The sequence below is a fragment of the Pseudomonas sp. GW822-FHT06B12 genome, assembly GCF_058799675.1.
Map to the genome: position 1 here is coordinate 18,715 of NZ_JBXALR010000021.1, position 16,054 is coordinate 34,768.

Here is a 16,054-nt window from a genome sequence, read left to right on the forward strand (position 1 = left end):
TTAACTCCTGGTTTGAACATTGGCGACAAGGTGCTCCGACCCTGCCGTATATTGCCCGCCTCGAGAGAGACGTTTGGCTTGATACATTGCCGCATCGGCGGCATCGAGCAGGTCTCCTGGTGTGGCGCCATGATCAGGGTAAATGGCGATGCCAACACTGAGTGAGGTCAAAACCTGGGTATCGCCCGGCAACTGAACCGGCAGTTCCATGCTGGCGATGATCTTTTCGGCAATTCGTTGAGCGTCTTCGGCTTTGTGCAGCGGTGTCAGCAGCACAGCAAACTCATCGCCCCCCAGGCGCGCGACCAGGTCCTCTTCACGCAGTTGTGCCCGAACCCGGGTTGCCACCGCAACCAGCACCGCGTCGCCAGCAGCGTGACCGAAGTTGTCATTGATGCCTTTGAACCGGTCACTATCGAGAAACAGTACGGCAACCCGCTCATCGTGCTTGCTCGCATTACGCAATGCACGGATCAGCCGACCTTCGAAAAACGCCCGGTTCGGCAGGCCGGTGAGACTGTCATGGCTGGCCTGGTGAGCCAGCGTTTCGTTTTCGTTTTGCAGGTGGCTTTGCCAGGACTCCAGCTCGTCAAGCAAGGCATTGAAGTCATTGCCCAGGCTGTCCAGCTCAGCGATTTGCGCCGGCGGTACGCGACGATCGAAGGCCCGCTCGCGGCGTGCAGCGTGAGCAACCTCGGCCAGGCTGCGCAGTGGGCCGGTAATCCCGCGTAGCTGACGGCGTGCCAGATACAGCGCGACCCAGGCACTGACCGCCGTACACAAGACAATCCCGGCCAGACCGCTAAGCAAAAAGCGCATCAGGCTGCCGCCATGCCCGGTCAGCAGGATGCTGCCGACTTCCTGGCCTTGATGAAGGATCGGTATGTTGATGGGTTTTTCCAGAAGCGATCGGGCGATCTGCATTTCCAGTTCGGATACCAGACCGGTTTCCGGTCGCTGCCAACGAGCAAGCAACTGGCCCTTTTCATCGAACACCTGAGCATCGGCCACTTCTTCAGTGGACGCGATCAGCGCCAGTGCTTCGTTCGCCGCTACGTTGTCGTTGAACACCACCGCGGCTTCCACGGTGTAACTGATCGAACGGGCAATCAGATGCAGGTTGTGATCGGCATACACCCGCAATGCCAACACCCCAAGCAAGGTCAGCGAAAAACTGGCCATGGCCACTGCAACCAGCGCGACGATCAAGTGCCCACGACCAATGACCGAACGCAAGGTTGGGCGGTTACCGGACCTGAAAAAACTCATGGGGCCGCCGCTTTACGGCGAGAGAGCTGCAAGACGCTGGGGTGAATGCGCACTCCACTGCGGGCCACCGAGTCGAGGTTGACCTCGAATGACACCTGATTGTCACTGACCCGCAGGCAGAACAGGCTGCCTACCGTGCATTGATCGCCACCTTCGCTGATGCTCAGTACGGGATGGCCTACCAACGAAGCGAAGAGCGTGCTGCGCTCTTCATTGGTCAGTTTGCCGATGTAGATCGCATCGCACTCACTGGCGATCGCCGGATGATTGGCCAACAGACGCTGAACGACCACCGGACGCCCCGTGGCCTGAGTGGTGCCTTTGAGCAAATCGTCGGTGTACTCGGTGGGACCGACCACGCATAAACGCAATTGCGCTGGCTCTACGGGCCATCGAGCGTAACTGAGGATTCCCAGCACTACTTGTGTGACCGACTTGGCGCGCTGATCAGCCATGCTCACTGACGCCTCCGGCTGGGCGAAAACAGGGATGCTCGACAAACAGAAAAGGCCGGCCAGCAGAAGCTGCTTCCAGCCAATAATGCGTTCTGCCGTCCAGACAGCCAGCTTCATGCAGGGATACTCGGTGATCGTTGCGGAGGATGCCGCAACGATAGCATACCCGGTGAAATGCTCACGAAAACCGCGACTATAGATAGGCGCCTAATTGTTTATAAAATCCTGAAGTAACAATTTGGGGTTTCCTATTTTTCTCTGTTTCACACCGTGTCTACCATCGGCTCCTACGTGACCTGTAACCGCACTGCGGTCCTAATAACAATAAAAGCTGACAGCGACGTAAGTGAGAACGGATCCACCGAGATCCGACTCATGAAAACCTTTTGCTACTGCCATAACAACTCGATTCGGTCATGCACCGGTATCGAGCCTTGAGTAGTTGAAGGCGTCGTGGAGGTTCACCGATGAAACTGGAAATATTTCGTACCCTCTGGGGCTATAGCGCGAGCAAGGCCCAGGCACTCGATGAGTTGCTGGAAGCCGGCTTCGACGGCATGGAGGCCCGACTGCCTCTTGAGGCCAGTGAGCGAGCCGAGTTCAGCGCCTTTCTAAAGGCCAATGGGGTGGGTTACATCAGTACGGTTTTTACCGCTTACGATGTGTTGCCGGAACAGTCCGCGTCGCCCACCGAACACCTCCTTGATCTGGACAAGAAACTCGCTTGGGCTGCCGAGCTCAATCCACGCTTCGTCAATGTGCTGGCCGGCAATGACCGCTGGCCGCTGGCGCAGCAGGTGGAGTTCTTCGGCCAGGCCATGACGCTTGCACACAAGCACGGGCAAGTCTGCAGCTTCGAAACCCACCGCTCACGCTCACTGTTCAACCCCTGGCTGACCCTTGAGCTGATCCGCCAGCTACCCGATTTGCGGTTCACCAGCGATATCAGTCATTGGGTCGTCACTTGCGAGCGATTGTTGAATGATCCGGCGGATGACCTGAGTGCCTTCGTCGAGCGCGTGCACCATATTCAGGCCCGGGTAGGTTATGACCAGGGCCCACAGGTTCCCCACCCTGCTGCTCCGGAATACGCCCGGGAACTGGCCTTCCATCAACAGCATTGGGAAGCCATCTGGCGCTCCCAACAAGCTCGCGGCTATCAGATCAGCACCCTGACGCCAGAGTTCGGTGCCGACGGCTATCTGCATCACCTGCCATTCACCAATGTACCCGTCGCCGACTTGTGGTCGCTGAATGTCTGGATGGCCAGAACAGAGCGCGAACACTTCGATCGCTTCAACCACTCCGTCCTCCAGTGAGGTGTTTGCAACATGCCTGAGAAGATCAATAACCCTACGCCCCAAGCGAACTTCAAGAGCATTCCGGTGGTGGATATCGCCGGCCTGTTCAGCATCGAACGGGAACATCGACTGGCCGTCGCGGAACAGCTCGGGGTGGCCGCCAGTGACGTCGGCTTTCTCTACATCACCAGCCACGGCATTGATCCGCAGTTGATCGCCAACTTGCGCCAGGCAGCCAAGGACTATTTCGCTCAGCCCTTCGAAACCAAGATGCAGCACTACATCGGCACCTCGAAGACTCATAAAGGCTTTGTCCCGGAGGGCGAAGAGGTTTACGCCAAGGGCAAACCGGATCACAAGGAAGCCTTCGACATTGGCTTCGAAGTCCCGGAAAACGACCCGCTGGTGTTGGCTGACACCCCTCTGCTCGGGCCGAATGAATGGCCGTCGCTGCCAGGTTTCAAGGAAGCGGTGCAGGCCTACTACGCCGCGATCTTCGCCCTCGGCCGACGGCTGTTCGGTGGCTTCGCCCTGGCTTTGGGCCTGGAGGAAGACTATTTCGACAGCATGGTCACCCGACCGCCATCGAAGCTGCGTCTGATCCACTACCCGTTCGACGGTGCGGCTCAGGACGCGCCAGGGATTGGTGCGCACACCGACTACGAGTGCTTCACCATCTTGCTGGCTGACAAACCTGGACTGGAGGTAATGAACGATCTAGGCCAGTGGATCGATGCACCGCCTGTTCCAGGGGCATTCGTGGTGAACATCGGCGACATGCTCGAAGTCATGACCGCGGGTGCGTTCGTTGCGACCGCTCACCGTGTACGCAGCGTGAGCGAAGAGCGCTACTCCTTCCCGCTGTTCTATGCCTGCGACTTCCATACCCAGATAAAACCCCTGCCAGGCTTCGCCAAGGCAGAACATGAGTATGAGCAGATCACCATTGGTGAACACATGTACGGCCAGGCTCTGCAGACTTACCAATATCTGCGCAAGCGAGTGGAAAACGGAGAAATTGCTTTGCCGGAAAAGGCGCGCAAGCCTTCGAGCTTCGGGCACCTGAAAAACCAGACACAACCGTCCTGATCATTGCTGTCGGCCACTACTTAACTCATCGGAGTCACCGAAATGCTCAACAAGAATAACCGTGCTGCCCGTTTGTCCCTGCTCGCCGCCAGCCTGTTCTGTGCAACCGCCAGCATGGCTTCCACCGCCACTGCGGGCCAGTTGAAGATCGGTATGGAAATCACTTACCCACCGTTCGAATCCTATGACAGCCAGAAGAATATTGTCGGCTCCGATCCAGAACTGGCTCAGGCCCTGGCCAAGCAGATGCAAGCCAAGGCAGAGTTCGTCGATACCAAGTTCCCTAATCTGATTTCCGGCCTGAATGCCGGGCACTATGACGCGATCATCTCGGGCATGTACATCACGCCCGAGCGTCAGACTCAAGCCATGACCATTGGCTATGCCGTGACGGGTGCAGCGATCATGGCACCGAAAGACAGCGGTCTGAATGCGCAAACCCCTGAGGAACTCTGCGGCCTGAAAGTCGGGCTGGAACAAGGCACCACCTGGGTTGCTCAGTTGAAGAAACTCTCGACCGAATATTGCGTGCCGAACAACAAGGGGGCCATCACTGTCAGCGAGTTCCCGTCGGCCCCGGAAGTGACCCAGGCCCTGCTGTCGAAAAACATCCAGGCCCAGATGGAAATCGCTGGCGCGGCGAAAATGATCGCCGAGCACACCAACGGCCGTGTAGTGGTCACCTCCCAGCATCTGGTCTATCCGCAAACCCTCGGAATCTTCGTCAAGAAAGGCAACGACGAGACTTATAAAGCGCTGCTCAAAGCGTTTGACGACGCCAAAAAAAGCGGTGACTACGCAGCTATCCTGAAGAAGTACAACCTGGAAGAAGCGTCCAACTAAGGCTACGCCCCTTCGCGGGTCAGCACGCGCCTACAGATGCACCGTTTCCTATTTGGAAGCGGTTAATCCGCGAAGATTTCAATGCGGTTTGAGGTACTTATGCAATTCGACTGGACGTATTTTTTCTCCCTGTTCGCAGACTCCGCCTTCTGGCAAGCCTGTGTCACCGTAATCGAACTCAGTGCCCTGGCCTGGTTCATCGGCATGCTGCTGGGCTTTCTCCTGGCCTCGGCCAAGTTGTCTGCTTCGGCGTGGCTCAGAATTCCGGCGACCACTTACATCTGGTTCTTTCGCAGCATTCCGCTGCTGGTGCTGGTGGTTTTCGTCTACAACCTACCGCAGTTATTTCCGCTGACTGGCTCGATACTGTCCGACCCTTTCTACTCCGGGTTGTTCGCACTCGTCATAACCGAAGCGGCGTACATGGCAGAGATCCACCGCGGCGGCCTGATTTCGGTAGCCAAGGGTCAGAAAGAAGCAGGGCGGGCGCTGGGCATCGGCTTTCTGGGCTTGCAGCGTTTGATCGTAATTCCTCAGGCCTTTCGCATTTCGCTGCCGACCCTGATCAACGAATACATTACCGTAGTGAAACTGACTTCGCTGATTTCGGTGATATCCCTGACCGAACTGCTCACCGTTGGCCAGCGCCTGTACGCGCAAAACTTCCTGGTGATGGAAACCCTCGCCGCAGTAGCGGTGTATTACGTGCTTATCGTGAGCCTGTTCGGCTGGTTTTTGCAGCGACTGGAAAACCATCTGGATCTGAACCAACGCAAACCACAGACTCTCGACGAAACTTCCGTGACCCGACTCAAGGCCGAAATCCAGCCGCTGACCGGCACTACCGGCCGCCCCTCCAAGCACGGCGCAGCACCGGTTCTGCAATTGGAAAAAATCCACAAGCGCTATGGCAATCATGAGGTGCTCAAGGGTATCGACCTGACAGTCGGCAGCGGTCAGGTGATCTCGATCATCGGACCGTCAGGCTCAGGCAAAACCTCATTGATCCGGACCGTCAACGGCCTGGAAAGTATTGATCAAGGCGAGATCAAGCTGTTCGGTGAGCGCTTCATCGGCTCCGACTCCCCTCCCAACAGCGCTCAGGCTCGTAGTGGTGTGCGGCATATCGGGATGGTTTTCCAGAACTTCAACCTGTTCCCCCATCGCTGCATTCTCGACAACATAACCTTGGCGCCGCGCTACCACGGCAGTGCCAAGCCCTTGAGTGAACAACGCGCCTATGCGCTGCTGGACAAGGTCGGACTGCTGGCCCATGCACACAAATACCCGCATCAGCTTTCCGGTGGTCAGCAACAACGAGTAGCGATTGCCCGAGCATTGGCCATGGAGCCGAAGATCATGCTGTTCGACGAGCCGACGTCGGCCCTCGATCCGGAATTGGTGGGCGACGTATTGAACGTGATCCGCGATTTGGCAAAAGAAGGCATGACCATGCTGATTGTGACCCATGAAATGGACTTCGCGATGTCGATTTCTGATCGGGTCATTTTCATGGAAGGCGGAAATATTCAGCTGGATGCAAGACCACACGCCATACGCAATGAGCAGGCCGGGGAACGAGTCCGACGCTTCATGGGCCTGCCCTCCCGGGAACTACTGCTGGCGGCCGAATAGAAGGCGTGGGAGTTGAGAAAGTGTTGGTGACGGGAGGCCAAATCCTCTCGCCACCGTCACGTCACCGGCTCATCCCAGCTCCAGCATTAACCCGCTCAAGCGCTTGACCTTGCGTCGTACGGCTTCCTCAAAAATCCCGGTACGAGGCTCGATCAGGCTAAACCAGTTCTTGGCGCGGGTGATTCCGGTGTAGATCAGCTCTTTGGTCAACACCGGGTTCAGCGCATCCGGAAGGATCAACGCGGTGTGGGCGAATTCGGAGCCTTGGGATTTGTGCACGGTCATGGCGTAGACCGTTTCCACGTCGTTGAGCCGGCTGGGCAGAACAAACCTCACACCCCCCTGACCATCGTTACGCGCAAAAGCGACGCGCAGCACCTGGCGTCCAACTTCCAGGCCATCGCGTTCAGGCAATTTGAGGGCGATACCGATGTCGCCATTCATCAGGCCCAGACCATAATCGTTGCGTGTCATCAACACCGGACGCCCTTCGTACCATTGCTGATCACTGTCGATCAGTCGCGCCTTGAGTAGCGCGCCGGTAATCCGCTGATTCAGCCCTTCGACACCCCACGGCCCCTTGCGCACGGCACACAACAGCTGAAAAGCGTCGAAGGCCTGCAAGACATTGCGCGCCCACTCGACCCAGCAGGGATTGTCAGGCAGTGAGTCGATGGATGGACGCTGGTTGCGCAAGAGACTCAGGTAATGCCGATAACCCTGCGGACCTTCGCCCTGGCCTTCGAGCAATAGCCGCTCCAGTGCCCGGTCCTGCTCACCCTTGAGGGCCAGCGAAAACAGATCGGCATGACTGCGGGCAGCCAGCAACTTGCGCGCCTCATCGGCCTGCTGCTGATTGACCCAACGCGCCAGTTGACCAATGCCGCTGCCTTCGCCAAATCGCCGCGAGTGACGCAGCATCACCACCTGCTGAGCCAATGGGTGACTGGCGTTGGTGTCTTCCTGCAGACCGCTGGAGCTGAGGTCTTCACCACTGACGGCCTCCAACCAATCGCGGGTCTGCGGACTGTACCAACCGGCCTCGGCATCACGACATAGATCACCCAGTACGGCGCCGGCTTCCACCGAGGCCAGTTGATCCTTGTCACCGAGCAATACCAACCGGGCATGTATCGGCAACGCATCGAGCAGATTGGCCATCATTTCCAGGTCGATCATCGAAGCTTCGTCGACCACCAGCACGTCCAGCGGCAGGCGATTACCGGCGTGATGGCGGAAATGCCGGGTACCCGGCCGGCTACCGAGCAGGCGGTGTACCGTCGTCACGTCAGAGGGGATTTTGTCTCTGACATTATCAGCAACTTGCAGCGTGCGAACTTGCTGACTGATGGACTCTGTCAGCCGCGCGGCGGCCTTGCCTGTAGGCGCGGCGAGTCGAATGCGCAGCGGCTTGCCCGCCTCCACCGCAGGCGCCTGGAGCAAGGCCAGCAAGCGCACGACCGTGGTGGTTTTACCGGTTCCGGGCCCGCCGGTGACGATGCTGAATGCACCACGGGTGGCCAGGGCACAGGCAAGTTTCTGCCAATCAATCTGCGCGCGAGAACTGGCCTGACCAAACAAACCGCTAAGGCGTTCGGACAGGTCGCCGGGCATTGGCTCATGGGCGACAAGACGTTGGCGCAGCGCACTGTCGATGCGCCGTTCGTACGTCCAGTAACGACGTAAATAAAGTCGCTTGCCGGACAACACCAACGGACGCTGCATTGCTTCGTCAGACCCATCGGCAGCCAGGGCCACAAGACTGCTGGATGCCAGGACCTTGCACCAGTGAGCGCCCTCCAATGCTTCAAGCAATTGCGACGGCAACAACAGCGTGCCTGTCTGCAGATCGCCTTCCGGCGGCAAGGAAAGCGCGAAGTCCGGCTCCTTGAGCGTCTCGAACAGATCAAGACACACATGCCCGTGCCCTAGTTGATGGCTGGTCAAGGCTGCAGCCAGCAACACCAGCGGATCGCCGTCGGGCGCCAGCTCGTGGAGGAAAGCGACAAAGGCTTTGTCCAACGCCCGAAGCCAGCCACGCTCGACCCAACGTTCGAGCAGCAGCAACAGGTCGTCGGCGCGGGTCAGCGGCGTCAGTTCCGCCAGGCTTTCGGCCGTCAACGGTGTGGGTAACAAATCGGCGAAGGAACGGCTCATAGCAATACACCCTGCTCCCAGGCCGGTTCAGGCTTGGGTTCTGGTTTTCCCTGGAACAGCCGGTCCAGACGTTCGATCAATGCCCGTGGCGGACGGGTGAAATACACACCCTGGCTGGGTGCCCGGGTGCCGCGAAGGAACAGATACAAGGCGCCGCCCATGTGCCGGTCGTAGTCGTAATCAGCGAGCCGTACCTTGAGCTGGCGGTGCAGTGCCAACAGGTACAACACGTATTGCAGGTCGTAACGGTGGTCGAGAATCGACTGTTCCATTGCTTGCTCGGTATAAGCCGAATCGTCGACACCGAGCCAGTTGGATTTGTAATCCGCAACGTAGTAACGCCCGGCGTGCTCGAATGTCAGGTCGATAAAACCTTTGAACATGCCATTGAGCAACACTGACTCGGCGAGCACACGAGGAGCGCCGTCATGAGTGTATTGACGCACCAGTTCGTCAAGCTTCAACACATCGACTTTATGGCTGGCAAACCAGAACTCCATCTCGACCCGGTACTCGGTCAGTTGCTCGAACACCACGGGTGGTTGTTCGGCACCGATGCGTAACGGCGCTTGCAAAAAGTGCAGCAGCCAGTCGCTCAGGGTGTTGATCCAGCCCTCCCAACCGCGGCGATTGCAGCGACGCGCAATGGCGTTTTCGATGGATTTCGGGTCTGCGGTGAAACCTTCATCGCCCGCCCACTCCAATAATCCATGAAGAAAAGTCCCGGGATTTGGCCCGCGTGGGAAGCGATGGATATCGCCGCCGCTGGCAAGCACTTCCCATGGCGCATCCGGATCGAGTCGTTCATCGTCGAAAAGCTTTTGCGCCTGCGGGCTTTCCGGGGCCTCGTCGTTGCTGGCACTCAGGCTGTCACCAATGCGCAATGCACTGTAGGAGGCGATCCACCAGTTCTCGGTCGCCTTGCGTTTTGGTATCAGCGGCGCGAGCAACGTAGCCTCATTACGTGGTGGGTGAAAACGTTCGTCCGTAGCTTCAGGCATTTCGCCATAGCTCAACGCCGTACAGTTTTGCTGCAAGTCTTCCAGCCAACGCTTCAGGCCCGCCGACTCTGCCAGCCGCTCGCCGCCACCCAACAGGTAACCCAATGCAGACAGGTGCAGTACTGAACTGTTGTTATTGCCGCGCTTGAGGTCGGTAACGCCCAGCCAGCAAGCATGCTGGGCACGGGTCAAGGCCACATAGAGCAGACGCAAGTCTTCGGCCAGACGCTCATCGTCCGCCTGAGCAATCAGCTCGGGGGTTGGGCTCAGGGTTACCTGAGCCTTGCCGGTCACGTCGTGGTAGTGCAACGGCAGACGGCTGCCATCCACCGGTTTGGCTGAGCAGATGAACGGCAGAAAAACCAACGGGTACTCAAGACCCTTGGACTTGTGGATGGTCACTACCTTGACCAGTTGCTCATCGCTTTCCAGACGTAGAATCTGCTCCTCGCCGGCCTGCCCCGACAACGCCAGATGCTCGGACAAATGACGGATCAGGGCTTGCTCGCCATCGAGCTCGGCAGCGGCTTGCTGCAACAGCTCCGAGAGATGCAGCAGGTTGGTCAGTATGCGTTCGCCATCGCTTCGAGTAATCAGGGCCTGAGGCAGTTCGAAATCGTGTAGCAAGCGTCGCAACATTGGCAGGACGCCCTGACTGCGCCAGATCACCCGGTACTCGCGAAACTGCATGACTCGCTTCTCCCAGGCCAGCTCATCCTGGTTCAAACGTTCCAGCTCTGTCAGTGACAGATTCAGCGTGATGCTGGCCAGCGCTGCACGCAGCGGTCTCTCGACATCAGGCTCGGCGCAGGCCTTCAGCCAACTCAACAGGTCGTGAGCCTCCTGGGCCGCGAATACCGAATCCTTGTCCGACAGATAAACACTGCGCACACCCCGCGCGGACAACTGGTTGCGTACGGCCTGGGCTTCTTTACCATCGCGCACCAGAATCGCGATATCCGCCGGGAGCAGCCCCTGTAGATCCTCTGTCCCCCGAACAAAACCCGCACGCCCCTGCTGTCCGCCATTGAGCAACGCGGTGATTTCACTGGCGCACGCTGCAGCCAGTTGCTGTCGGTACACGACACCGGACAACGGCTGCTCGCTGGACAGCTGCCAGATATTCAGCGCCGACACAGCCTGACCGTTGATCCTCAACGACTCTTTGCGGCCCTGAGACTCGACCGGTAGAAATGGAACCGGGTTTTCGCCGCTCTTCTCGCGGAACAAAAACGCACCACGGCCCTGCTCACGGGATTCGGCACGCTGGAACACATGGTTCACCGCATCGACCATTCCATGACTGGAGCGGAAGTTGGTGCCCAAGGTATGCAAGCGACCACTCGTCGCCTGACGCGCGCGCAGGTAAGTGTAGATATCGGCACCACGGAAGGCATAGATCGCTTGCTTCGGGTCGCCGATCAGAAACAGCCCGCATTCGGGGTTGTTGTCTTCGATGCGGTAGATACTTTCGAAGATCCGGTACTGCACTGGGTCGGTGTCCTGGAACTCGTCGATCAACGCGACTGGAAACTGCTCGCGGATCAACGTCGCCAGGCGCTCACCACCGTCGGCCCGCAATGCGGCGTCGAGCCTCAACAACATGTCGTCGAAACCCATTTCAGCACGACGACGCTTCTCTTCTTCAAAGCGTGCACCCACCCACTGCGCGGCATGTTTCAGGACAGCCGCGTCCGGGGTCGGCAATGCATCGAGACTGGCTTTCAGGCCGGGCATGGCATCCAGGCCGGGGTGGCTCGGCGCCTGGCCTTTCCAGGCCTCAGCCATGCCATCGGGTGTCAGACGATTGAAGCCGGTGCCGATATCCAGTTGTTCAAGGCTTTCATCCTCGGCCCAGTCACTGATTTTCTCGAACCAGGGCTCGAAATAACGCGCTTGCATCTTGCGTCCGTCGACAGACTTGCTGGCGACGCCTTGCAGACAGATCTCACGCAACTCCTGCGCCCATTGTCGCCAAGGGGCCTTGAGCTCCAGCAACGCGTCACGCCGCTCATGCAAGCACTCGGCGATCAACTCGGCCGGCGCCTTACCCTCGTCAGTGTCACGCTCACTGGCGAACAATCCGCGCACCCTCGGCAGCAATGCGGCCGGACCGCCCCAGTGCGTGCGAACCCAGTTCAGCGCATCACCTTGCATCGGGTAGCAAAACAGCCGCCAGTAATCGCGCAATACTTCGCCGAGCAAATCGCTGTGGTCTGTTTCCAGGGTTTGGGTAAACAGGCTGCCACTGTCGAAGGCGTGCTCACGCAGCATCCGTTGGCACCAACTGTGAATCGTCGAAACCGCCGACTCATCCATCCACTGTGCGGCGATATCCAAACGGTTCGCACAGCCGGACCACTGTTCGGGAATGAATTGCGCACGCAACTCGTCAATCAGTCTGTCTGGCGCCGGCGTTTCATCCCGGAAAAATCGTGCAGCCTCTGCAAGGCGAGTGCGGATTCGTTCGCGTAGTTCCTTGGTAGCAGCGTCGGTGAAGGTCACTACGAGGATTTGCGGTGGCAGGAGCTCACGGCCAAATCCGGCAGACTCGTCACCGTGACCAAGCACCAGGCGCAGGTAGAGCGCAGAAATGGTGAATGTCTTACCGGTGCCGGCGCTGGCTTCGATCAGTTGACTACCGCGAAGCGGGAAAGCTAATGCCAGAGGGACTTTGGCCGTCATGAGTGCGACTCCTCACTGGTCAATGAGCGCCAGGGAGCTTCGAGCAGAGGACGGTAGAGCGCGTCACACCAATCGACAAAGGTCTCATCGGCAACCAAGACGTTGTAATCGGCAAACTGACGAGCCAGTGCGGGACTTTCTCGGCGCTCGCCATCGGTAGTCTGACCGTCACCTTCATAGGCCTTGCGAGCGGCAGCCTCAGCTTTGACCGGATCAGTCTGCCCCAACCAGGCGAAAGCAGTTTTTACCGCTACGGGCAGTGGCTGGCGCATACCTGATTGCCAGGCCTGCAACAGATTGCCAAGAATTTTCAGCGCGGCGTCTCGTTCGATAGGCCCAAGCAGTAACGTATCGTCACTGGCCACCAACCCCGTGGTCATCGACAAACCGCTCGCGCAGGCCACCAGATGGTTAACCCAAGGTCGGGTCAGACGATGCCATTTTCGAGTCTTGATCGAACCAATGCTGTTGGGAATCGTAGTGACAGCCAGCAACCCGCCATCGCTGCGCTGATGAAGGCCGCTGAGCCAGCCTTCCAGGCTCACCCCCTGCAATTGGAGCGCAACCGGCAAAGCACTGTTTTGTGGTGTCGGCCACAGCACCAGCAACTGTTGATAACGCTGCAGCAGATCCGGTAGCGGCTCGATCAACTCACGTTGCAAGCACTCGCCGAAACCGGCCATCGGCAACAAGCCGCTGTCCTGTAGCTTCTGGGCCTGTGCATGCAGCGCTTGATCAGCTTGGTCCGGGCTAGCCAGTGCGGCTTCAAGCAAGCTGTCGCTCAGGCTGTATCGTTGCAACGCGTCGAGCACGAAGGGTTCTTCGTCTGCCAAGGGCGCTTCAGCCGCCTCGAAAAACACCTTGAGACGCTGACTGAAAAAATGACGCACGGGGTTGCGCAGGAAATCCTGTAGCTGGCCAAGACTCAGCGGTTCTTCCTGTACATAGGCATCAAGTACTTCCAAGGTGGGTGCGCGGTCATGCTGCTCATGTAACAACTGCCATTCTCGGGCATAGCTGAACAGTTGATCGCCTGCATGGAAATAACGGGCACTGAAGGGTTGTAACGGATGCTCCTGAGTCATCGCCTCAAGGAGTTCCTCGCTGTCATCGGCGAGCTTCCAGCCGTTAGCCAGATGGTCACGCAACTGACCGATCAATACCGATGCGGGGCGCTCGCTATTGTCGCGAATACTGCGCCCGACCCAGCTGATGTAAAGCTGATCCCGCGCCGAGAGCAAGGCCTCGAGCAACAGATAGCGGTCATCCTCTCGCCGCGACCGATCACCGGGCCGGTAATCGCTGCCCATCAGATCGAAGTCCAGTGGCGGTTGCGCACGCGGGTAATCACCGTCGTTCATGCCCAGCAGGCAAACGAGTTTGAAAGGGATCGCCCGCATCGGCATCAACGTGCAGAAGTTCACTGCGCCTGCCAGGAAACGCTGGGACAAACGCCCCTGATCGAGGCCGGCCAACCAGGCTTCACGGACCACCGTCAGCGGCAGTTCGTCCTGCAAACCAACCGATTCGCAGGTCTCCAGCCAGGTTTCGCGGAGCAACTCGAGCTGGGCCAGCAGATAGTCGTCATGCTCATTGCTTGCCAGGAAAAATAGCTGCATCAACGCTTGCAGGCGCACGCCCCATTGCTCGGGCGATGCCGGTTGTGTGAGCTCTTTGTGAGCGATCTGCAAAGCATCGAGTAAAGCTACCAACGGGCCGATCAGTGCCGCATCCAGCCCGCCGATTTCATCATAAGGTTCGATGCCATCACAGGAATGACCACTGCCAACGGCATACCCCAGAAGCATGCGACGCAGGCCAAAACGCCAACTGTTTTGCTCAAGCTCATCAGGTAAACCCAGACCGGCGCGCTGTTCTGCATTCATCCCCCAGCGAATGCCAGCCCCTTCGATCCAGCGATGCAAGGTCGGCAGGTCGCGCTCTTCTACTGCGAATCGAGCGCGCAATGCCGGAACGTCCAACAAGTCGAGGATCTCGCTGACCGGAAAACGGCTGTCAGGCAGTTTGAGCAAATGCTCGACCGCGATCAGCAGCGGGTCACGGCCACGCTGACCCTGGTCGGTCAGCGTAAATGGGATAAAGCGCCGATCCTCCCGCTCAAGTTGACCAAACACGGCTCGGATGTGTGGAGCGTAACTGTCGATCTCCGGCACCATCACGATCACATCGCGTGGCCGCAGCTGCGGGTCAGCGCTGAAGCGTGCAAGCAGCTGATCATGGAGTATTTCCACTTCACGCTGAGCACTATGGGCAATGTGAAAACGGATCGACTCGTCCTGCTTCAGATCGACCGCAGGCCAGAGCAGTCGGGTTTCATTCAGCGGACGCAATTCGAGGATGTCGTCCTGCAATTGATTGAGCATGTTCAACGGCTGGCTTTCGCTGAAAAGATCGATGCGCCCATCGCGAAATGCTGATCGATAGCTGTTGGGGTCGTCATAACTATCGAGCAGATTGATGTAATCGCGCCCTTGCTTGCCCCATGCTGCCAGAAGCGGGTGAGCATGTTGATGCAGGGTTTGTGGGTCAAGTACGACCGGCATGCCGGTCTTGCGCGCCTGACGCTTGTATTGGTGCCTTAAAAGGTCTTTATCGGCGACGATGTCGGCCCAATGATGACGACATGGGTTGTGTACACAAAGCAGAACCTGGCTGAAGCGAGCCAATCCCGCGAGTGCTTCCAGGGCTTGAGCGGGTAGCGAAGAAATGCCGAAAACGATCACCCGTGAAGGTAACCCCTCAGGTGCTGTGTCCAGGCCAGTGATTGTCTCGATGAAGCGTTGGTGAACGCCTGCACGGCTTTGCGCCATGCCTTGCTCACCAACGTCCAGCAATAGCGCACGCCACAACTCAGCCTGCCAACAGTTAGCCGGCGTGAGCGGTTTGCTCTCACCTCTGCCGCTACGCAGTTGGTGACGGCCTGCTGCCCAATCTTCCAGCCAGTCCGCCCGGTACACCTGGTATTGGTCAAACAGATCCGCGAGCCGCTCAGCGAGCTGATAGCGTTTACGCAGGTCGGTATCGTGAGTCAGGAAGCGTTGCAGCGGTTCGAAGTGCGGTTGATCGATCAGCTCCGGTAACAAGCGCATCAATCGCCAGGTTAAAGGAGCCTTGTCCAGCAAGGATTTCGCTGGAATCTCATCGCGCCCGAGCACCGATCGATAAAGTTGCCACATAAAGCTGCCGGGCAACTGCACATCAATGGCCGCGGCTATGCCACAGCCGCCCATATCGTCATCTTCAGGGTCTTCGGCCAATGCCAGCTTCAGCCATTGGGCAATACCGTTGCTCTGTACCAGAGCGATTTCATTTTCCAGCGGGGCAAGCGGATAACGCCGCATCCAACTGACCACCAGGCTACGCAGCTCGTCCAGGCGGTTGCCGTGAACCACCATAAAACCAGCATTGAGGAACGTAGCGTCCGCCATAAGGGCTTCCTTGGAGAAATGCAAAAGCTAGGGCCGAACCTTAGCATTGTCAGGTGACTGTGACAGCCGGGAGCTGTCCGATGTTGCCGTACGAACTTTCTCGCAGGCAAAACAAAACCCCTACCTGCATATGCAGATAGGGGTTTCGGAATTTAATCTTGACGATGACC

General features: G+C 58.2%; 9 protein-coding genes. 4 read left to right on the forward strand and 5 right to left on the reverse strand.

The genetic code is table 11. The annotated features are described in order from the left end of the window. Both dgcN and yfiR read right to left on the reverse strand, forming a co-directional pair. Complete coding sequence (gene dgcN / locus AC1RKH_RS27995; RefSeq protein ID WP_493064600.1) at window positions 1-1,269, reverse strand: diguanylate cyclase DgcN/YfiN; 1,269 nt, start codon at window positions 1,267-1,269, stop codon at window positions 1-3. After that, complete coding sequence (gene yfiR, locus AC1RKH_RS28000; protein ID WP_493064601.1) at window positions 1,266-1,841, reverse strand: regulatory sequestration protein YfiR; 576 nt, start codon at window positions 1,839-1,841, stop codon at window positions 1,266-1,268. Before yfiR ends, dgcN begins: the two co-directional genes overlap by 4 nt. Window positions 1,842-2,191: 350 nt before the next feature. Here yfiR and AC1RKH_RS28005 point away from each other — a divergent pair, with 350 nt between their 5' ends. The 4 genes from AC1RKH_RS28005 to AC1RKH_RS28020 all read left to right on the forward strand — a co-directional run bounded on the left by AC1RKH_RS28005 (window position 2,192) and on the right by AC1RKH_RS28020 (window position 6,592). Continuing rightward, the gene (locus tag AC1RKH_RS28005) at window positions 2,192-3,043 is read left to right on the forward strand and encodes a sugar phosphate isomerase/epimerase family protein (protein ID WP_493064602.1); all 852 of its coding nucleotides are present in this window, start codon (window positions 2,192-2,194) and stop codon (window positions 3,041-3,043) included. A 12-nt stretch (window positions 3,044-3,055) separates the two neighbouring features. Beyond that, window positions 3,056-4,114, forward strand: a complete 1,059-nt coding sequence (locus AC1RKH_RS28010) for an isopenicillin N synthase family dioxygenase (RefSeq protein ID WP_493064603.1) — start codon at window positions 3,056-3,058, stop codon at window positions 4,112-4,114. A 42-nt stretch (window positions 4,115-4,156) separates the two neighbouring features. Further along, window positions 4,157-4,957, forward strand: a complete 801-nt coding sequence (locus AC1RKH_RS28015) for an ABC transporter substrate-binding protein (protein WP_123424131.1) — start codon at window positions 4,157-4,159, stop codon at window positions 4,955-4,957. Window positions 4,958-5,056: 99 nt separating this feature from the next. Continuing rightward, entirely contained in the window at window positions 5,057-6,592 is a 1,536-nt protein-coding gene (locus tag AC1RKH_RS28020; RefSeq protein WP_493064604.1) for an amino acid ABC transporter permease/ATP-binding protein, read from the forward strand. 69 nt (window positions 6,593-6,661) lie between these two features. Here AC1RKH_RS28020 and recD read toward each other — a convergent pair whose 3' ends face one another. From recD to recC, 3 genes are read right to left on the reverse strand one after another with little or no spacing between them, the layout of a single operon-like run. Then, entirely contained in the window at window positions 6,662-8,749 is a 2,088-nt protein-coding gene (gene recD / locus AC1RKH_RS28025; protein WP_493064605.1) for an exodeoxyribonuclease V subunit alpha, read from the reverse strand. Continuing rightward, complete coding sequence (recB, locus tag AC1RKH_RS28030) at window positions 8,746-12,435, reverse strand: exodeoxyribonuclease V subunit beta (protein ID WP_493064606.1); 3,690 nt, start codon at window positions 12,433-12,435, stop codon at window positions 8,746-8,748. Before recB ends, recD begins: the two co-directional genes overlap by 4 nt. Beyond that, window positions 12,432-15,884 (reverse strand): exodeoxyribonuclease V subunit gamma, encoded by a 3,453-nt coding sequence (recC, locus tag AC1RKH_RS28035; RefSeq protein ID WP_493064607.1) that lies wholly within the window; start codon window positions 15,882-15,884, stop codon window positions 12,432-12,434. Before recC ends, recB begins: the two co-directional genes overlap by 4 nt. Between the last annotated feature and the right edge of the window lie 170 nt (window positions 15,885-16,054).